An 18023-nucleotide genomic window follows, 5' to 3' on the forward strand; every position below is an offset into this window, starting at 1 on the left:
CCACACCCGATTGCCGGACATCCGGGGCCAGGGAGGCCGAGTAGTTTCTGATACAAGTCAAAGTGGATTTGGCTGAGCTGTTATTATCCGCCGTATCTTTTCAGTACGGATTGATCCATGTCCTCTCGCCAGATCCGCATCGCCACCCGCAAAAGTGCTCTCGCCCTGTGGCAGGCCGAATATGTCAAAGCCCGTCTGGAAGAGGCCCATCCCGGTCTGCTCGTGACGTTGGTCCCCATGGTCAGCCGTGGTGACAAGCTGCTTGATTCGCCACTGTCGAAAATCGGCGGCAAGGGCCTGTTCGTCAAGGAGCTGGAAACCGCGTTGCTGGAAAACGAAGCCGACATCGCCGTGCACTCCATGAAAGACGTGCCGATGGACTTCCCCGAAGGTCTCGGCCTGTTCTGTATCTGCGAGCGTGAAGACCCGCGCGATGCATTCGTCTCCAATACCTATGCCAGCCTGGACGAGTTGCCTGAAGGCAGTATCGTCGGCACGTCGAGCCTGCGCCGTCAGGCCCAATTGCTGACCCGTCGACCTGATCTGGAAATCCGCTTCCTGCGTGGCAACGTCAACACTCGCCTGGCCAAGCTTGATGCCGGTGAATACGACGCCATCATCCTTGCATCCGCCGGTTTGATTCGCTTGGGCTTTGAAGATCGCATTACGTCGGCCATCAGTGTCGACGACAGTCTGCCTGCTGGCGGACAGGGCGCCGTGGGCATCGAATGCCGCAGTGCAGACAGTGAAATTCACGCATTGCTGGCGCCGCTGCATCACCAGGACACCGCCACCCGCGTCACCGCCGAACGTTCCCTCAACAAACACCTCAATGGTGGCTGCCAGGTGCCGATTGCCTGCTACGCCGTGCTTGAAGGCGAGCAGATCTGGTTGCGTGGCCTGGTGGGCGATCCGAATGGCGGTCTGCTGCTCAGTGCTGAAGCCCGCGCGCCACGAGGCGAGGCCGAGGCCCTGGGTGTGCAAGTGGCCGAAGACCTGTTGAGTCAGGGCGCCAACGAGATTCTCAAAGCGGTCTATGGCGAGGCAGGTCACGAGTGACGGGCTGGCGCCTGCTGTTGACGCGTCCGGCGGATGAGTCGGCGGCGCTGAGCAGTCTCCTGGCCGATCAGGGGATTTTCAGCAGCAGCTTGCCGCTTTTGGACATAGCGCCGATCCCTGCCTCTGACACAATGCGCCAGGTGATCCAGGAACTGGATCGCTACAGCGCTGTGATCGTGGTCAGCAAGCCCGCTGCTCGAATCGGGATCGAGTTGATCGACCGGTTTGGCTCGCCCTTGCCGCGCGTGAAATGGTTCAGCGTCGGCGCGGCGACGGCACAGATTCTTGCCGATCGTGGCCTGGATGTGAGCTGCCCGGCGCAGGGCGATGACAGTGAAGCCTTGCTTGAACTTGAGGCATTGCGCGAGGCCATCGCCGGGCCTGAACCGCGCGTGCTGATCATGCGCGGGGAGGGTGGTCGCGAGTTACTGGCAGAGCGCCTGCGCGAGCGAGGTGCTAGTGTCGAGTATCTGGAACTGTACCGTCGCGAACTGCCGCACTACCTGCCGGCCACGTTGCCACGGCAGATCGAAGCGGAACGCCTGAACGGGCTGGTGGTCAGCAGTGGACAGGGTTTTGAGCACCTGCATCAATTGGCTGGCGATGCCTGGCCACGGTTGGCGCGGTTGCCGTTGTTTGTACCAAGCCCCAGGGTTGCCGAGCTGGCACATGCCGCCGGAGCCCTGGCAGTTGTGGATTGTCGCGGCGCCAGTGCCGCGGCTTTGCTGACGGCGTTACGGGAGCACCCCGTGCCCGTTCTCTAATGCAAAGGATGGATACGTGAGCGAAACAGCCTTGCCTAAAGATGACGTCCGGCCAGTGCTCGATGCACCGGTTGAAACACCACCACCTGCGGCAGAGCCGCGCCGAGGCAATGGGCTGGCGATTGTCGCGCTGTTGTTGGGCGCTGCCGGTATCGCAGTGGGTGGTTGGGGAGTCTGGCAGGTGCGTCACCTGCAATCGACTAACCAACAACAGCTGAGTCAGGTGCAGGCGTTGAGTGATGAGGCGCAAAGCCTGAAGCTCAATGAACAACGCCTGAGCGCGCGCCTGGAACAAATGCCGGGCGCCGATGTGCTGGAGGAGCGCAGTCGCCTGGTGATTCAGCTGCAGGGTGATCAGCAGCGCCTGAACCAGCGACTGGAAACCGTTCTCGGTGCCAGCCGCAAGGATTGGCGCCTGGCCGAGGCCGAGCACTTGCTGCGTCTGGCCAGTTTGCGATTGTCTGCCTTGCAGGACATCAGCAGCGCCCAGGCCCTGGTGCAGGGCGCCGATGAAATTCTGCGCGAACAAAATGATCCCGGAGCCTTCGCCGCCCGCGAGCAAGTGGCCAAAACCCTGGTGGCTTTGCGCAGCACCGAGCAACCGGATCGCACTGGGTTGTTCTTGCGGCTGGGGGCTTTGCGTGAGCAGGTGATCGGCCTGACCGAACTGGCGCCCGAGTACAAGGATCGTGGCGAATCGTTGTTGGGCCTGACCGCCGATGGTGACGGCGCCAGCCGTTGGGCCCAGTGGTGGGATCAGATTTCTCGCTACATCCGCATCGATTTCAACGCCGATAAAAACGTCCGCCCGTTACTGGCCGGGCAGAGCCTGAGCCAGGTGCGACTGGCCCTGAGCCTGACGCTCGAGCAAGCGCAATGGGCCGCACTCAATGGTCAGCCTGCGGTTTACAGCCAGGCACTGGACGAAGCGCGCGATGTGCTCAAGGGCAACTTCAACCCGGACAATCCGCAGAGCAAAGTGATGCTTGAGCAGGTGGCCGAGTTGAGCAAGCAGCCCGTCACCGTGGTCACCCCGGACCTGACCGGCACACTGAGTGCGGTTCAGGCTTACCTGGAACGACGTAACGTGAACGCCGAAGACTCGGTCAAGCCAATGGCCAAACCTGCCGCGAACACCGCGCAGGAGGCCACACCATGAAGCGCCTGTATGTGATCGTGTTTCTGGTCATCGCTGCTACGGCGGCGCTAGGCTTGGCGATTGCCGAGCACTCGGGCTACGTGCTGATCGCTTACAAGACGTTCAGATACGAATCGAGCCTCTGGGCAACGCTGGCTTTGGTGGCCGTCCTTTGGCTGCTGTTCTGGGGCATCAAGGCATTGATCGAGTTGGTAACGACTTCCAGTGGCGTGGTCAACCCGTGGTCACGGCGCAATCGCAGTCGTCGGGTGCAGGTCGCCATCGAGCATGGTCAACTGGATCTGGCGGAAGGTCGCTGGGCCAGCGCGCAGCGTCATCTGGCCCGGGCGGCGGAAGCCGAGCGCCAGCCGCTGCTGTACTACCTCGGCGCTGCCCGAGCCGCGAACGAACAAGGTCATTACGAGGAAAGCGACAACCTGCTGGAGCGTGCGTTGGAGCGTCAGCCACAGGCCGAGCTGGCAATCGCCTTGAGCCACGCACAATTACAGACTGATCGCGGCGACACCGAAGGCGCCCTCGCGACCCTGCAAGCGATGCACGAGCGCCACCCTCATAACGTGCAGACCCTGCGCCAGTTGCAGCGCTTGTATCAGCAGCGAGGCGATTGGTCGGCCCTGATTCGTCTGCTGCCGGAGTTGCGCAAGGACAAGGTCCTGCCAGCCGCTGAATTGGCCGAACTTGAACGTCGCGCCTGGGGCAAGAACCTGTCTCTGGCGGCGCATCAGGAAGCAGACGGAACCGTCGGCTTGCAAACGCTCAACCGCGCCTGGCAGCAGTTGAATTCGGCCCAGCGTCAAGAGCCGCAACTGGTGCTGGCCTATGCCGAGCAATTGCGCCAGCTGGGTGCTCAGGTCGAAGCTGAAGAGGTGCTGCGCACGGCACTCAAGCGCAGCTTTGACAGTCACCTGGCTCGGCTCTACGGATTGGTTCGCGGTGGTGATCCGGCGCGTCAACTGCAATTCGCCGAGGGCTTGCTCAAGGATCAACCGGCCGACCCGAGCCTATTGCTGACCCTGGGTCGCCTGTGCCTGCAAAGCAGCCTGTGGGGCAAGGCGCGGGATTATCTGGAAAGCAGTCTGCGCGTGCAGCGCAACCCGGAAGCCTGCGCCGAACTGGCTCGGCTGCTGGCGCAGATGGGTGATACCGAGCGCAGTAATCAGCTGTTCCAGGAAGGTCTGGGCTTGCTGGATGAGCGCTTGTTGGCAGCACCGCTGCCGTTGCCGGCTCACGCTTGACCGTGAGTGAAGGGTCGCCCGAAGGGCGATCCGATGGCGAAAACTTTGTCGGAATTTTACTTTCGTGATGCGTCTTCAGCAGAATCCTACAAGGGGCTACACCTGATCCTCTGGCCTCTGTCGGGAATTCCCTACACTTGCGCTGAAGTGTCCCTGCCGACCTGTCTTGAAAGGCCGTTGCGCTTTCCTCTACCGTAGCTGTCGGTCCTTACTGTTACGGAAAAGCCATGCCTCTGGCCTGCTCACGCTCCCTGTTTTTCCTGGTTTTCATTGCGGGCGCCCTGGTTCTGGGTGTGTCGTACTATCTGGAGTATGCAGTCGGCCTCCAACCTTGTGGTTTGTGCCTGTTGCAACGAGGTTGCCTGGCACTGCTGACGGGTGTCTGTCTGATGGCTTCGGTGCAGGGACCCGGTCGCTTCGGGACTGTCCTGTATTGGCTGTTCGGTGTGCTTTTCAGCCTGGCCGGAACGGTCATCGCGTGGCGGCAGGTGTTGCTGCAAAGCGATCCGGCAAATCAGTTGTCGACTTGCGCGCCCAATCTGAGTGATCTGTTCGCCGGTTCGCCCTGGATGTGCGTCGTGCGGCAGATGTTCAAAGGCACCATCGACTGCGCTCAGATCTCCTGGACCCTGTTTGACTTGAGCATCCCGGAGTGGAGCCTGCTGTTCTTTATCTCGATGATGACCCTGGGGATTTATCAGCTGTTGCGTCAAGCCTGGGTCGCCTTGCGGCGACCACTTAGCGGCGAGTCGTCGCACCGGGCGCTTGTGGGTGATTAAACACTTGTATGAACTTTATCGGCTGCGTACCTTGAAGCCACAGACGTGCGGGCATAATCTGGCCGGCACGTGTCATTGGAATTATGTTGCTCGATGACGCTCTGCCTGGCCGATTCTTGACCTTCAAGAGTATGACGGGTGTAGGGCAGCATGACCCACAAGGGAAGAGAGATCGCCATGCTCGAAAGTTGTCAGAATGCTCAAGAACGTTGGGGTGGAGTACATCTGCTGATCGATCGTTGGTTGCAGGAACGTCACGAACTGGTTCATGCCTATGACACTCTCGGTGCCAAGCCAGAGGCTCTGGGTGAAAACCGCAAACCTTTGCAGGAATTCTGTGGTGTCCTGGTTGATTACGTGTCCGCCGGGCATTTCGAAATCTACGAACAGCTGACCGGTGAAGCCAAGGCTTTCAATGACAAGCGTGGTCTGGAGTTGGCAGAAACCCTCTACCCGCGCATCGACGTCATCACCGAAAAACTGCTCGCGTTCAATGACCTGTGCGATGCAGGCAAGTGCGTGGCAGAGAAATTCAAGGAACTGGGTGGTCTGTTGCACGAGCGCTTCGAGCTGGAGGATTGCCTGATCGAGGTTCTGCACACCGCTCACAAGGCAGAAGATTCGGTTCAGGCCTGAATTCACTCTTCGCAATACTGAAAACGGTGCGCCTTGCGCACCGTTTTTCGTTTCCGCCATTCAGCCAGTGGCGCCGCGCAATTCGACTTCGAACACCAGCGGTGTAAACGGCGCGATCAAGTCGCCGGCACCATCGGCGCCATAGGCTTGCGCCGATGGAATCACCAGGCGCCATTTCGCGCCGACCGGCATTTGCTGCAGTGCGCTGCGCCATCCGCTGATCACGCTATCGAGACTGAACCATTGCGGCTGACTGTTCTGGTCGAACACTGTGCCGTCGGGAAGGCGACCGACATACAGCACCTGGACCTTGCCGTTTGGCCCGGCCTTGGCACCCGTACCTGGCGCCAGTTCTGTCAGTAGTATTCCATCCGCCAGTTCACGAACACCGGGCCTGGCTTTTTCATCGGCGAGAAAACGCTGTTCTTTTTGCAGCGCCAATTCGCTTTGCGGCTCAGGTGTTTGCATGGCGACACGGGCTTCGTGCTCGTTGAGGATCTGTTCGATCTGCTCGTCTTTCAACGCCAGTGGCTTGCCTTGATAGGCTTGCTGCAAACCTTCGACGAGCGCCTGAAGTTGAAGATCGGGAACCTCCTGGCGCAGGCGTTCACCGAGGCTCGCACCCAGGCTGTAAGCGAGGTCGTGAGCGTCATTTTCCGGCGTTTTTTCTGCAGCGTGGGCCGCGGAAAAAATCACGCACAGCGATAAAAAAAAGTAGCGCGACATGGGCACTCTCCAGCCTGAGATGCGGGCGATTATGCCAGTGAGAATGCGTTCAACGGTGAACTGCTTTTACACAAGCGCAGAACATTTTCGATTCGTTGCAACGCAACGCTTTGGATACTGTCAAGATGCCCTAGCGGCGGTAGCAGCAGAGGTCTAGTATGAGCCGCACCCACGTCAGCCAGGAGGTAAACCATGTCGGCCACCAAGAAGCCTGTAAATACCCCGTTGCACTTACTTCAACAACTCTCGGGCAGCTTGCTCGAGCACTTAGAAACCGCTTGTTCCGAAGCGCTGGCTGATGCTGAAAAACTGCTCGCCAAGCTGGAAAAGCAGCGCGGAAAAGCGCAGGAAAAATTGCACAAATCCCGCACCAAGTTGCAGGACGCTGCATCGGCCGGCAAGGCCAAGGCGCAAGCCAAAGCCAAGGACGCAGTGAAGGAACTCGAGGAGCTGCTGGATGCCCTCAAGGATCGTCAGTCGGACACTCGCGGCTATATCCTGCAGCTCAAGCGCGACGCTCAAGAAAGCCTGAAACTGGCCCAGGGCGTTGGTCGCGTTCAAGAGGCTGTCGGCAAGGCATTGTCCCTGCGTGCGGCCAAGCCTGCTGCGGCCCCTGCGAAGAAAACCGCTGCCAAACCGGTTGCTGCAAAAGCACCGGCCAAGCCTGCCGCCAAACCGGTTGCCAAGGCACCGGTGAAAGCCGCAGCCAAGCCTGCTGCAAAACCTGCGGCGAAAAAACCTGTCGCGGCCAGCGCTGCGAAACCGGCGGCTAAAACGACGGCTGCGAAACCGGCCGCTGCCAAACCGGTTGCTGCAAAAACAGCCGCTGCCAAACCGGCCGTAGCGAAAACTGCTGCTGCGAAACCAGCGGCCAAACCGGCAGCAAAAACGACCGCTAAACCTGCGGCCAAACCAGCCGCCAAAACTGCAGCGGCCAAGCCTGCTGCCAAGCCGGCCGCCAAACCTGTCGCCGCTAAAACCGCGGCCAAGCCAGCGGCTAAACCTGCTGCAAAAACGACGGCTAAACCAGCCGCCAAACCTGCTGCGGCGAAACCTGCCGCTGCTGCCAAGCCAGTCGCAGCCAAGCCTGCTGCAAAACCTGCGGCCAAACCAGCGGCTAAACCCGCCGTGAAAAAACCGGTTGCCGCCAAGCCGGCCACCGCGCCAGTTGCCAAGCCAGCCGTCCCGGCTGCGGCGGCAGCACCTGCTCCGGTCGCCACCCCCTCGACAGCCGTGTCTGCACCAACGCCGGCCGCTGTTCCGAGCGCAGCTACCACCAACCCAACCAGCGCTTCCTAAGTGCCGGATACCGCGACGCGCAGCTGACGCAGCGCGTCGCGGTCCAGGTGGGCGGCGCCTGCCGCTACACCTTCCAGCCAGGCCGAGAGATCGGTCCCTTTCTCTTGTGGCCAACCTTGGGCCGATCGCTCCAGTCGTAGCAACAGATGTCGCTCGGCTTCCAGTTCCAGGGTCTTCACCTGTTCGCGCAGCCCATGCAGGTCGGCGTCCAGCATGGCGATGGTTTTCCATTGCGTGCGTAATGCCCGCAACGGTTGCACCACATCGTTGTCCCACGGCTCAGCCACACTGCGAAGTTGCTGCAGGCGCTGCTCATTGCAGGCCACTCCCCGCTGTCCCAGCCATGCCGCACACAGCAGCAGGCACACGTTGACGCCCGCCGACTGCAATTGCAGGCACGCCTGTTCAACGCCCGGGCGGGCATAAGTGCTCAGGGAAAAGCTCCACAGGTCAGAGGACATAGTGCTACTCGCGCCAGTTGCGAGCGAAGCTGGTAGACTCCGCCGCCATTATGATTCGACTTCAGAACCTGACTTTACAGCGTGGCCCGCAACGTCTGCTAGAAGACGCCGAGTTGACGCTGCACGCCGGCCAGAAAGCCGGCCTTATCGGTGCCAACGGCGCCGGCAAATCGAGCCTGTTCGCCTTGCTTCGGGGTGAACTGCACCCGGATTCGGGTGACTGCTTCCTGCCGGCCGACTGGCGTATCGCCCACATGCGCCAGGAGGTCGACACCCTCGAACGCCTGGCGGTCGACTACGTGCTCGATGGCGACCTGCGCCTGCGCCAGGTGCAACGCGACCTGGCGGCGGCCGAAGCGGCCCATGACGGTGCCGCTCAGGCCCGTCTGCACTCGGAACTCGACAGCGCCGACGGTTACACCGCCGATGCCCGTGCCCGCAAGCTGCTGGCGGGCCTTGGGTTCACCAATGACCAGATGGATCGTCAGGTCGGAGATTTCTCCGGTGGCTGGCGGATGCGTCTGAACCTGGCGCAGGCCTTGATGTGCCCCTCGGACCTGTTGCTGCTTGATGAACCGACCAACCACTTGGACCTCGACGCCATCATTTGGCTGGAAGAGTGGCTCAAAAGTTATCCCGGCACCTTGATGCTGATCTCCCACGACCGGGATTTCCTCGATGCCGTGGTCGATCACGTGGCTCACGTCGATCAGCGCAAGATCACGCTCTATCGCGGTGGCTACAGCGCCTTCGAACGCGCCCGCGCCGAACGCCTGGCCCAGCAACAACAGGCTTACGAGAAGCAGCAGGTGCAGCGTGCGCACATGGAAAGCTACATCGCCCGCTTCAAGGCCCAGGCCACCAAGGCCCGCCAGGCCCAGAGCCGGATCAAGGCATTGGAGCGGATGGAAGAGTTGACCGCGGCCCACGTCGACTCACCGTTCGACTTCGTGTTCCGCGAATCGCAGAAAATCTCCAGCCCACTGATTGACCTGTCCGATGCCCGTCTGGGTTACGGCGAGAAAACCGTGCTGGAGAAGGTCAAGCTGCAATTGACCCCCGGCGCGCGGATCGGCCTGCTTGGTCCTAACGGCGCGGGCAAGTCGACCCTGATCAAGAACCTTGCGGGTGAACTCACGCCGCTGGCCGGTCGCTTGACCCGTGGCGAGAACACGGTTGTCGGCTACTTCGCCCAGCATCAGCTTGACTCCCTGGACTCCAAGGCCAGCCCGCTGTTGCACTTGCAGCGCCTGGCACCGACCGAGCGCGAGCAGACACTGCGTGACTTCCTCGGTGGCTTCGACTTCCGGGGCGCTCGGATCGATGAGCCCGTGCTGAATTTCTCCGGTGGCGAGAAGGCGCGTCTGGCGTTGGCGCTGATCGCCTGGGACCGGCCGAACCTGTTGCTGCTCGACGAACCGACCAACCACCTGGACCTGGAAATGCGCCTGGCGTTGACCATGGCCCTGCAGGAATTCAGTGGCGCGGTGCTGGTGGTCTCCCACGATCGTCATTTGCTCAAAAGCACCACCGACAATTTCTATCTGGTAGCCGATGGCAAGGTCGAAGAATTCGACGGCGACCTGGAGGACTACACCCGCTGGCTGGTGGAGTACCGCCAGCGAAATGCCCCGGTCAGCACCACGCCGGTCAACCCGGACAAGACCGACAAGAAAGCCCAGCGTCAGGCCGCAGCTGCCTTGCGTCAGCAACTGGCACCGCACAAGCGCGAGGCTGACAAGCTCGAAGCCGAGTTGGGCAAGCTCCACGAGAAACTGGCGAAGATCGATGCCAGCCTCGGCGACAGCGACATCTACGAACCGGCGCGCAAGAACGAATTGCGTGATCTGCTGGCCGAACAGGCCAAGCTGAAGGTCCGTGAGGCGGAGCTGGAAGAGGCCTGGATGGAAGCGTTGGAGCTGTTGGAAAGCATGCAGGCGGAGCTGGAGGCGCTGTCCTGATGGACGCCTTCAAGCTGCCGTTGCCAGCGGTGTGGGTCGAGCCGATCTGGCTCGGCGTGCAAATCCTGCTGATCCTGCTGGCCGGCTACCTCGCCCAGCGCTTCGTTGCCAAGGGCCTGACCCGTCTCGGTGAACGCTACCCGTTTCCGCCACAGTTGCTGATGCCCCTGCGCGGAGGCCTGCGTTGGCTGATCATGGGCAGCGCCCTGATTTTCGTGCTGGAGCGCCTCGGGGTTTCGGCCACGGTGCTCTGGACGGCGCTGTCGGGTTTTGTCGCGGTCGCCGCAGTCGCGTTTTTCGCCATGTGGAGCGTGCTCTCCAACTTGCTCTGCGCGATTCTGATCTTCACAGTCGGCCCGTTTCGGCTGGGCGATGTGGTCGAGTTGGTGGATACCACCGACAAGCCCGGCGTCAAAGGTCGGGTAGTAGCGATCAATTTGCTTTACACCACGTTGGTCGAAGCCGAAGAGCTCGGAACCGGTAGCGCCATGGTGCAAGTGCCGAACAGTTTGTTCTTTCAGCGCTCGGTTCGACGCTGGCGCGGCAGTGATGTCTTTCCTTCAAGCGGTTTCGAAAAGTAGCCGGCACGCCGGCCACGCGGGTCGGCGATCGTCATGTCCTACAAAAAATCGGTAGTCATCGGCCCAAAGCCGCATTAGCTTAGACCTCTGTCACGAGTCTGAGTCGAGGTGTGCGATGGAGCTTCAAACATGGCTGGCTTTTTTTGCCGCCTGCTGGGTGATCAGTCTTTCTCCGGGGGCTGGCGCCATTGCGTCGATGTCCAGCGGTCTGCAATACGGTTTCTGGCGTGGGTACTGGAATGCGCTAGGCCTGCAATTGGGGCTGGCGCTGCAGATTGCGATTGTCGGCGCCGGTGTGGGTGCGATTCTTACGGCATCGGCGACCGCGTTCTACGCAATCAAATGGTTCGGTGTGGCCTATCTGGTTTATCTCGCCATCAAGCAATGGCGCGCGTTGCCCAGCGACATGAGCGATAACGCCGCCGTGCGCCCGATTGGCAAACCGCTGGTGCTGATATTCCGTGGTTTCCTGGTCAACATCAGCAACCCCAAGGCGCTGGTGTTCATGCTGGCGGTGTTGCCACAATTCATCGATCCCCACGCGCCGCTGCTGGCTCAGTACCTGATCATTGGTGTGACCATGATCTGCGTCGACCTGATCGTCATGGCCGGTTACACCGGGTTGGCGTCCAGGGTGCTGCGCCTGTTGCGCACGCCCAAGCAGCAAAAACGCATGAACCGCACCTTTGCCGGGCTGTTCATTGGTGCCGCTGCCTTCATGGCGACTCTGCGCAAAGCCGCCGTTTAAACCCACGCTGACAAAAAAGGCGACCTTTTCAGGTCGCCTTTTTTATTGTCGCAAGGGCGGGATCAGCACATCCGATGGGCTTGGCGCCCCTTGCCGAGAGGGTGGCAGGCGGTCGATACGGGCGCTGGCCCCTTGTTTCGCTCTGACGCCAGCAGAGCAGACAAAGCTTGAGCGAAAGTCATTGAGAGTGAACAATATATTACTTCGTGTTTCCAATTGAGATTCATTCATGATTGCCCCGTCCCGTTTCCTGGCCTGGCTCTTCGTACCGTTGCTGGCCTTATGCAGCTCCAACCTGCTGGCCGACACGGTGGAAGGTGCGCCGCAAGCGCTGCACCTGCTCGACTACATCGGCGCGGATTACCCGGCAACGGTGCGGGCAGGCAAGGTCATTGACGAATCTGAATACCGCGAACAGCTCGAATTCACCGGGGTGTTGCAAGGGTTGGTCGCCGCCATGCCGGGCAAGCCGGAAAAAGCCGGGCTGGAGCAGGGCATCAGTGCGCTGCATGCGGCGATCACGGCGCGTCAGGACGGCGCGGAGGTCGCCCGTCAGGCCCGGCAACTGGGCGCGAAACTGGCTGTGGCCTACGAGGTCAGCCAGGCCCCGGTCATTACCCCCGACCCGACTCGCGGCGCGCCACTGTACGCCCAGCATTGTTCGGTGTGCCACGGTGATGCAGGCGCTGGCGATGGCCCTGCGGGTGTCGGCCTGACCCCGCCACCGGCCAATCTGCGCGATGCTGCGCGCCTGGATCAACTGAGCCTCTACGGGATCTACAGCACCCTGGGGCTCGGCGTCGAAGGCACCGACATGCCGGCCTTCGCCGATCAACTGGACGATCGCCAGCGTTGGGATCTGGCCACTTATATCGCCGGCTTCAGCGCCGATCCGGCGAGCGCCAGCGGCGACAAGACTTACAACATTGCCGATCTGGCCCGTCAGACGCCGGCTGAAGTACAGGCTGCCGACGGCCCGCAAGCGGCCGCTACCTTCCGGGCCCAGCGGGCGCAACCCCCGCAGGTCAAGCGCGGCCCGGCGCAGTTGCTTGATTACACCGCCGCCACGCTGGACAAGAGCATCGCGGCCTATCGCGCCGGCGAACACGATCAGGCCTATGACTTGTCGGTGGCGGCGTATCTGGAAGGTTTCGAGCTGGTCGAAAGCTCGCTGGATAACGTCGACGCCAACGTGCGCAAAGACACTGAGAAATCGCTGATGGCTTACCGTCAGTCGTTGCAGGATGGCTTGCCGGTCGAACAGGTCGAGCAGCGCCTGGAAGCCGCCAAGGCCAAGTTGAAAGTGTCCGCCGGCTTGTTGGGCGGCGATGGTTTGAGTTGGTCCCTGAGCTTTATTTCCGGCCTGTTGATTCTGCTGCGCGAAGGTCTGGAAGCCATTCTGGTACTGGCGGCGATCCTCGCCTTCTTGCGTAATACCGGCCAGCAGTCGGCGGTGCGCAGCGTCAACGTCGGTTGGGGCCTGGCGTTGCTGGCCGGTCTGGGGACATGGGCGCTGGCGGCGTATGTGATCGATGTCAGCGGCTCCCAGCGCGAACTGCTGGAAGGCGCGACGGCGCTGTTTGCCAGTGTCATGGTGCTGTGGCTCGGCGTGTGGATGCACGACCGTCGTCATGCCGCGGCCTGGCAGGATTACATCAAGAGCAGCCTGGTGGGCGGTGGCGGGCGATTCGGCTTTGCGATCCTGGCGTTTTTCTCGGTGTATCGCGAATTGTTCGAAGTGATCCTGTTCTACGAAACCCTGTGGCTGCAGGCTGGCCCGGCCGGTCACGACGCCGTGCTGGCCGGTGGGGCGACGGCGCTGGTGCTGTTGGTCGGCCTGGCATGGGTCATCCTGCGTGGTTCAGCGAAACTGCCGCTGGCGCTGTTCTTCAGCATCAACGCCGCTCTGCTGTGCGCGCTGTCAGTGGTGTTCGCCGGGCATGGCGTTAAGGCGCTGCAGGAAGCCGGGATTTTCGGTACACGGCCGGTCCCGTTCTTTGAATTCGACTGGCTGGGGATTCATGCCGATGCGTATTCGCTGAGTGCTCAGGCGGTGGCGATTGTTGCGATCACCGTGTTGTATGGTCGAAGCTGGCTGGCTGAGAAGCGCCGGGTAACTGTTTCTTAAAGCATTCGCTTCGCTCACATTCGCGAGCAGGCTCGCTCCCACAGGATTAGCGCTAACCTTGTGGGAGCGAGCCTGCTCGCGATGCTTTTCGGAAGAGGAAAAACTGATGCGTGTCTGGATCGATGCCGACGCTTGCCCTCGGGCGGCCAAGGACCTGGTGGTGAAGTTCGCCCTGAAGCGCCGGTTCGAAGTGGTGCTGGTGGCCGGGCAGCCGCAGATCAAGCCGGGCCTGACGCTGGTAAAGCTGATCGTGGTGCCGAGCGGTCCGGATGCGGCCGATGATTACCTGGTAGAACACGCCGTGCCTGGGGAGCTGGTGATCTGCAGCGATGTGCCGCTGGCCGACCGCCTGGTGAAGAAAGGCGTTTCGGCGCTGGACCCGCGAGGCAAGGAGTTCGATGCGCAGAACATGGGTGACCGGCTGGCGGTGCGTAACCTGTTCACCGATCTGCGAGAGCAGGGGCAGATGAGCGGCGGCCCGGCACCGTTTGGCGAGCGGGAAAAGCAGGCGTTTGCCAATGCGCTGGATCGGATATTGACCCGGTTATCACGCAACGCCTGAGCCGATGCCGTCCTTGTGGCGAGGGAGCAAGCTCGCTCGCCACAGGAGGCAGTCGCCGTGATGCGTCAGGCCTCGTTTTCGTGGGTCAGCTCAAGTACGCGGTCGACCAGTTTGTTGATGCCGGAGGCCGCTTCGCTGATCGATTGCGCCAGCATGTACGCCGGGGTAGTCACCAGTTTGCGTGCCTTGTCTTCGACGATTTCGCTGACCGCGCAGTCTTTGTGGGTCGCGCCCATCTTGTTCAGGGCGGCAGCGGTGTCGGCGTCGTTGCCGATGGTGCATATCACGCCCGGCCCGTAGATTTTCGCCGCCAGGGCCGGCGAGATGCAGATCAGACCGACCGGTTTGCCGGCCTCGGCAAAGGCTTCGGTCAGGGCCAGTACGTCCGGTTGCACGGTGCAGCCGGTGCCTTCGATGGCAAAGTTGGAGAGATTCTTGGCCGAACCGAAACCGCCGGGAACGATCAAGGCATCGAAGTCTTCGGCGTTGGCTTCGCGGATGTCCTTGACCTCGCCACGGGCGATGCGCGCCGACTCCACCAGCACGTTGCGCGACTCGGGCATTTCTTCGCCGGTCAGGTGGTTGATCACATGCAGCTGCGCGATGTCCGGGGCAAAGCACTGCACTTGCGCGCCACGCTGGTCCAGGCGCAGCAAGGTAATCACGCTTTCGTAGATCTCTGCGCCGTCGTACACGCCACAACCGGAAAGGATCACTGCAACTTTTTTGCTCATAAGCTTTTCTCCAGATTCATGGCGTTAAATGTCCACTAATTTGTCACTCGTTGCCATAGGGTTAAATCGCGGCTACACATAGGATCTGTCCCCAGGATTCCAATCAGGGCGCGTCATGGACTTCATTCTGTATGCGGTGCCATTTTTCTTTGTGCTGATTGCCGTCGAGCTGTTGGCCGACCGTTGGCGCGGGGTGAGCAACTATCGGGTGGCGGACGCGATCAACAGCATCAGCACCGGCGTGCTGTCGACCACCACCGGCCTGCTGACCAAGGGCGTGGGACTGGTCACCTATGCGTTTGCCCTCAAGCATCTGGCGCTGTTCGAGCTTTCGGCCGACAGCGTTTGGGTCTGGGTTTTTGCCTTCGTCCTTTACGACTTCTGCTACTACTGGCTGCATCGAATGGGCCATGAACGCAACATCCTCTGGGCCGCGCATTCGGTGCATCACCAGAGCGAGGACTACAACCTCTCCACCGCCCTGCGTCAGACCAGCACCGGGTTCCTGCTGAGCTGGATCTTCTACCTGCCCATGGCGGTGGTTGGCGTGCCGCTGTTGGTATTCGTCAGCGTCGCCGCGCTGAACCTGCTGTACCAGTTCTGGGTGCATACCCGGCACATTCCCAAGCTCGGCTGGTTCGAGTGGTTCTTTGTCACGCCGTCCAATCATCGGGCTCACCATGCACAGAACGCTCTCTACATGGATCGCAACTATGGCGGGGTGTTCATTATTTGGGACCGTCTGTTCGGCTCGTTCCAGGAGGAGGACGACAACGAACCGGTGATTTTCGGCGTGACCACGCCGCTGGCGAGCTGGAATCCGATCTGGGCGAACGTGCAGTTCTATGCGCAGTTGTGGGCGGATGCGCGGCGCGCCGAAAGCACCTGGGACAAATTGCGGATCTGGTTCATGCGCACCGGTTGGCGGCCGGCGGATGTGGCGGCCAAATACCCGATGAACAAACCGGACCTGAGCCAGTTCCGCAAATTCGAGGTGCCGCTGGACGGACGTCAGCAACTCTACGTCTTGCTGCAGTTCTGCGTGTACATCGCGTTGGGCAGCTACTTGATGAATCTGGAGCCGAGCCTGCCGACCGCTGCCCTGATCCTGGGCTGGAGTGCAGTGGCGTTGGGGCTGTTTGTGCTGGGGGTGGCCCTGGAGAATCGCCCGTGGGCGTTGAAGCTGGAGTTGTTGCGACTGGCGTCGAATGTGCCGCTGGTATGGCTGGCGCCACTGGTGGGGCTGTGGCCGGCCAGCGCGGTGGGCTGGGTCGGCCTGGCCAGTTACAGCCTGCTCAGCGGTATCGCTCTCTACTGCTGCAGAAACCGCTTCACTCGGTTGGCGTCTTAGCGTTTTCGATTTTGGCCTGCTCAGCCTTCAAGGCTTGCTCGTCGGCATAAATCTGCCGGGCCAGGCGGGCATTCTTGAAGCGTCGGCGCAGCCACAAGACCAGGCCCAGCACCAGCAGGGCGCCGAGGACCCATAGCTCGTACTTCTTGATGCTGCCGAGCATGCCTTCGAGCACCGCGCCGAAGTGATACGCGGCAGCGGCCAGTGCGGCCGCCCAGACCGCCGCGCCTATGCCGTTGAGCAGCAGGTATCGCCCCGGTGGATAGCCCGAAAGACCGATGGCCACGGGCATGACCGTGCGCAACCCATAGACGAAGCGGAAGCTCAGCACCCAAATGTCCGGGTGTTTGCGGATGTGTTCCAGCGCCCGGTCACCCATCAGTTGCCAGCGAGGTTTGCGCGCAAGCAACTTGCGGCCATGCTTTCGCCCCATGAAGTACCACAGCTGATCGCCGGCATAACTGCCGAAGAACGCCACGACCACCACCAGGTTGATATCCATGTATCCACGGAACGCGAGGAAGCCTGCGAGCACCAGAATGGTTTCGCCTTCGAAGAACGTGCCGAGAAACAAGGCAAAATAGCCAAAGTCATGCAGAAATTGTTGGAGCATTGTCTGGGTGCTGGCGAAATGAACGCGCAGCCTAACCCTTCGTACACATTCAGGAAAGTGTCGAAATGTGTCTCGACGTGAACATTTCCTACAAGGACAATGGAATGCGGCTACATGTCGCAGTGTGCACATAACTGTCACGCGATCGTCATAATGGCCGCTTATAACTGTCACGCTCGCACGCCAGCGGGCTCAGGAGTCTGCCGTGAGCTTTACCCCCGCCAACCGTTTGTTCCCTGCAACCCGCCTGCGCCGCAACCGCCGTGATGAATTTTCGCGTCGTCTGGTTCGTGAAAACGTGTTGTCCGTCGATGATCTGATTCTGCCGGTATTTGTGCTGGACGGTGAAAACCGTCGCGAAGCGGTCGCCTCGATGCCGGGCGTCGAACGCCTGACCATCGATCTGTTGCTGGAAGAGGCGGCCAAATGGGTCGAGCTGGGGATTCCGGCGCTGGCGCTGTTCCCGGTGACGCCGCCGGAACTCAAGTCGCTGGACGCCGCCGAAGCCTGGAACCCCAACGGTATCGCCCAGCGTGCCACCCGCGCCTTGCGAGCGCAGTTTCCTGAGCTGGGCGTGATCACCGACGTCGCACTGGACCCGTTCACCACCCATGGCCAGGACGGCATTCTCGACGAAGAAGGATATGTACAGAACGACATCACCGTCGACGCACTGGTCAAGCAAGCCCTGTCCCATGCCGAAGCCGGCGCTCAGGTGGTGGCCCCGTCGGACATGATGGACGGCCGCATCCAGGCCATTCGCGAGGCTCTGGAACTGGCCGATCATGTCAATGTGCGGATCATGGCCTACTCGGCGAAGTACGCCAGTGCCTATTACGGACCGTTCCGCGATGCCGTCGGGTCGGCGCTGAACCTGGGCAAGGCCAACAAAGCCTCCTATCAGATGGACCCGGCCAACAGCAACGAAGCCCTGCACGAAGTGGCGGCTGACTTGTCAGAAGGCGCAGACATGGTCATGGTCAAGCCTGGCATGCCCTATCTGGACATCCTCTGCCGGGTCAAGGAAGAATTCAAAGTGCCGACTTTTGTTTATCAAGTCAGCGGCGAGTACGCCATGCACATGGCAGCGATCCAGAATGGCTGGTTGAGCGAAGGGGTGATCCTCGAATCCCTGACCGCCTTTAAACGTGCCGGCGCTGATGGCATCCTGACGTACTTTGCCGTTCGCGCAGCTCAATTGTTACGAGAGCAAAAATAGCCCTCCCA

The 18023-nt window shown here is 61.1% G+C and carries 18 protein-coding genes; 14 read left to right on the plus strand and 4 right to left on the minus strand.

From position 1 onward, the window contains the following. Nucleotides 1-117: 117 nt before the first annotated feature. The 6 genes from hemC (at nt 118) to BLV61_RS16375 (ending at nt 5632) form a co-directional block, all read left to right on the plus strand. Nucleotides 118-1059, plus strand: a complete 942-nt coding sequence (gene hemC, locus BLV61_RS16350) for a hydroxymethylbilane synthase (RefSeq protein WP_047534915.1) — start codon at nt 118-120, stop codon at nt 1057-1059. Beyond that, the gene (locus BLV61_RS16355) at nt 1056-1823 is read left to right on the plus strand and encodes a uroporphyrinogen-III synthase (protein WP_090466416.1); all 768 of its coding nucleotides are present in this window, start codon (nt 1056-1058) and stop codon (nt 1821-1823) included. The genes hemC and BLV61_RS16355 overlap by 4 nt, the downstream gene beginning before the upstream one ends. A gap of 16 nt (nt 1824-1839) precedes the next feature. Then, a complete protein-coding gene (locus BLV61_RS16360; protein ID WP_090466419.1) occupies nt 1840-2982 on the plus strand; it encodes a uroporphyrinogen-III C-methyltransferase in 1143 nt (380 codons plus the stop codon). After that, nucleotides 2979-4217 carry a heme biosynthesis protein HemY gene (locus tag BLV61_RS16365; RefSeq protein WP_047534908.1) on the plus strand — a complete coding sequence of 413 codons (1239 nt, stop codon included), beginning with the start codon at nt 2979-2981 and terminating at the stop codon, nt 4215-4217. The genes BLV61_RS16360 and BLV61_RS16365 overlap by 4 nt, the downstream gene beginning before the upstream one ends. 227 nt (nt 4218-4444) lie before the next feature. Further along, complete coding sequence (locus BLV61_RS16370; RefSeq protein WP_047534906.1) at nt 4445-4996, plus strand: disulfide bond formation protein B; 552 nt, start codon at nt 4445-4447, stop codon at nt 4994-4996. Nucleotides 4997-5173: 177 nt separating this feature from the next. Continuing rightward, nucleotides 5174-5632 (plus strand): Rsd/AlgQ family anti-sigma factor, encoded by a 459-nt coding sequence (locus tag BLV61_RS16375; RefSeq protein WP_047534903.1) that lies wholly within the window; start codon nt 5174-5176, stop codon nt 5630-5632. Nucleotides 5633-5692: 60 nt separating this feature from the next. On the opposite strand, the gene BLV61_RS16380 is transcribed toward BLV61_RS16375, so the two are convergent. After that, the gene (locus BLV61_RS16380; protein WP_047534901.1) at nt 5693-6358 is read right to left on the minus strand and encodes an FKBP-type peptidyl-prolyl cis-trans isomerase; all 666 of its coding nucleotides are present in this window, start codon (nt 6356-6358) and stop codon (nt 5693-5695) included. A gap of 192 nt (nt 6359-6550) precedes the next feature. Here BLV61_RS16380 and BLV61_RS16385 point away from each other — a divergent pair, with 192 nt between their 5' ends. Then, on the plus strand, nt 6551-7657 hold the full coding sequence (locus BLV61_RS16385) for an AlgP family protein (protein ID WP_090466421.1): 1107 nt from the start codon (nt 6551-6553) through the stop codon (nt 7655-7657). On the opposite strand, the gene BLV61_RS16390 is transcribed toward BLV61_RS16385, so the two are convergent. After that, complete coding sequence (locus tag BLV61_RS16390) at nt 7654-8118, minus strand: TIGR02444 family protein (protein WP_047534897.1); 465 nt, start codon at nt 8116-8118, stop codon at nt 7654-7656. The two genes, BLV61_RS16385 and BLV61_RS16390, sit on opposite strands and share 4 nt — an antisense overlap. Before the next feature lie 50 nt (nt 8119-8168). Between BLV61_RS16390 and BLV61_RS16395 the strand changes: the two genes are divergently transcribed. The 5 genes from BLV61_RS16395 to BLV61_RS16415 all read left to right on the plus strand — a co-directional run bounded on the left by BLV61_RS16395 (nt 8169) and on the right by BLV61_RS16415 (nt 14098). Further along, nucleotides 8169-10079 carry an ATP-binding cassette domain-containing protein gene (locus BLV61_RS16395; RefSeq protein WP_090466423.1) on the plus strand — a complete coding sequence of 637 codons (1911 nt, stop codon included), beginning with the start codon at nt 8169-8171 and terminating at the stop codon, nt 10077-10079. Then, nucleotides 10079-10660 carry a mechanosensitive ion channel family protein gene (locus tag BLV61_RS16400; RefSeq protein ID WP_047534892.1) on the plus strand — a complete coding sequence of 194 codons (582 nt, stop codon included), beginning with the start codon at nt 10079-10081 and terminating at the stop codon, nt 10658-10660. The genes BLV61_RS16395 and BLV61_RS16400 overlap by 1 nt, the downstream gene beginning before the upstream one ends. Before the next feature lie 115 nt (nt 10661-10775). After that, a complete protein-coding gene (gene rhtB / locus BLV61_RS16405) occupies nt 10776-11408 on the plus strand; it encodes a homoserine/homoserine lactone efflux protein (protein WP_047534889.1) in 633 nt (210 codons plus the stop codon). Nucleotides 11409-11637: 229 nt separating this feature from the next. Next, a complete protein-coding gene (locus tag BLV61_RS16410; protein ID WP_090466425.1) occupies nt 11638-13536 on the plus strand; it encodes an FTR1 family protein in 1899 nt (632 codons plus the stop codon). Between the two features lie 106 nt (nt 13537-13642). Next, nucleotides 13643-14098 carry a YaiI/YqxD family protein gene (locus BLV61_RS16415; protein ID WP_047534885.1) on the plus strand — a complete coding sequence of 152 codons (456 nt, stop codon included), beginning with the start codon at nt 13643-13645 and terminating at the stop codon, nt 14096-14098. A gap of 65 nt (nt 14099-14163) precedes the next feature. On the opposite strand, the gene elbB is transcribed toward BLV61_RS16415, so the two are convergent. Beyond that, nucleotides 14164-14832, minus strand: a complete 669-nt coding sequence (gene elbB, locus BLV61_RS16420; RefSeq protein WP_090466427.1) for an isoprenoid biosynthesis glyoxalase ElbB — start codon at nt 14830-14832, stop codon at nt 14164-14166. A gap of 115 nt (nt 14833-14947) precedes the next feature. On the opposite strand from elbB, the gene BLV61_RS16425 reads away from it, so the two are divergent. Next, nucleotides 14948-16183 (plus strand): sterol desaturase family protein, encoded by a 1236-nt coding sequence (locus BLV61_RS16425; protein WP_090466429.1) that lies wholly within the window; start codon nt 14948-14950, stop codon nt 16181-16183. On the opposite strand, the gene BLV61_RS16430 is transcribed toward BLV61_RS16425, so the two are convergent. Further along, a complete protein-coding gene (locus tag BLV61_RS16430) occupies nt 16164-16796 on the minus strand; it encodes a DedA family protein (RefSeq protein WP_047534876.1) in 633 nt (210 codons plus the stop codon). The two genes, BLV61_RS16425 and BLV61_RS16430, sit on opposite strands and share 20 nt — an antisense overlap. Nucleotides 16797-17001: 205 nt before the next feature. On the opposite strand from BLV61_RS16430, the gene hemB reads away from it, so the two are divergent. Further along, on the plus strand, nt 17002-18015 hold the full coding sequence (gene hemB / locus BLV61_RS16435) for a porphobilinogen synthase (RefSeq protein WP_090466431.1): 1014 nt from the start codon (nt 17002-17004) through the stop codon (nt 18013-18015). Nucleotides 18016-18023: the final 8 nt, after the last annotated feature.

Origin of the sequence: Pseudomonas mohnii (assembly GCF_900105115.1) — a bacterium.
Taxonomy (GTDB): domain Bacteria; phylum Pseudomonadota; class Gammaproteobacteria; order Pseudomonadales; family Pseudomonadaceae; genus Aquipseudomonas; species Aquipseudomonas mohnii.

What these genes read in the sequence shown, in the direction of transcription:
- hemC (WP_047534915.1), top strand. Translation starts at nt 118, where the DNA reads ATGTCCTCTCGCCAGATCCGCATCGCCACCCGCAAAAGTGCTCTCGCC.
- BLV61_RS16365 (WP_047534908.1), top strand. Translation starts at nt 2,979, where the DNA reads ATGAAGCGCCTGTATGTGATCGTGTTTCTGGTCATCGCTGCTACGGCG.
- BLV61_RS16370 (WP_047534906.1), top strand. Translation starts at nt 4,445, where the DNA reads ATGCCTCTGGCCTGCTCACGCTCCCTGTTTTTCCTGGTTTTCATTGCG.
- BLV61_RS16375 (WP_047534903.1), top strand. Translation starts at nt 5,174, where the DNA reads ATGCTCGAAAGTTGTCAGAATGCTCAAGAACGTTGGGGTGGAGTACAT.
- BLV61_RS16380 (WP_047534901.1), bottom strand. Translation starts at nt 6,358, where the DNA reads ATGTCGCGCTACTTTTTTTTATCGCTGTGCGTGATTTTTTCCGCGGCC.
- BLV61_RS16385 (WP_090466421.1), top strand. Translation starts at nt 6,551, where the DNA reads ATGTCGGCCACCAAGAAGCCTGTAAATACCCCGTTGCACTTACTTCAA.
- BLV61_RS16390 (WP_047534897.1), bottom strand. Translation starts at nt 8,118, where the DNA reads ATGTCCTCTGACCTGTGGAGCTTTTCCCTGAGCACTTATGCCCGCCCG.
- BLV61_RS16395 (WP_090466423.1), top strand. Translation starts at nt 8,169, where the DNA reads ATGATTCGACTTCAGAACCTGACTTTACAGCGTGGCCCGCAACGTCTG.
- BLV61_RS16400 (WP_047534892.1), top strand. Translation starts at nt 10,079, where the DNA reads ATGGACGCCTTCAAGCTGCCGTTGCCAGCGGTGTGGGTCGAGCCGATC.
- rhtB (WP_047534889.1), top strand. Translation starts at nt 10,776, where the DNA reads ATGGAGCTTCAAACATGGCTGGCTTTTTTTGCCGCCTGCTGGGTGATC.
- BLV61_RS16410 (WP_090466425.1), top strand. Translation starts at nt 11,638, where the DNA reads ATGATTGCCCCGTCCCGTTTCCTGGCCTGGCTCTTCGTACCGTTGCTG.
- BLV61_RS16415 (WP_047534885.1), top strand. Translation starts at nt 13,643, where the DNA reads ATGCGTGTCTGGATCGATGCCGACGCTTGCCCTCGGGCGGCCAAGGAC.
- elbB (WP_090466427.1), bottom strand. Translation starts at nt 14,832, where the DNA reads ATGAGCAAAAAAGTTGCAGTGATCCTTTCCGGTTGTGGCGTGTACGAC.
- BLV61_RS16425 (WP_090466429.1), top strand. Translation starts at nt 14,948, where the DNA reads ATGGACTTCATTCTGTATGCGGTGCCATTTTTCTTTGTGCTGATTGCC.
- BLV61_RS16430 (WP_047534876.1), bottom strand. Translation starts at nt 16,796, where the DNA reads ATGCTCCAACAATTTCTGCATGACTTTGGCTATTTTGCCTTGTTTCTC.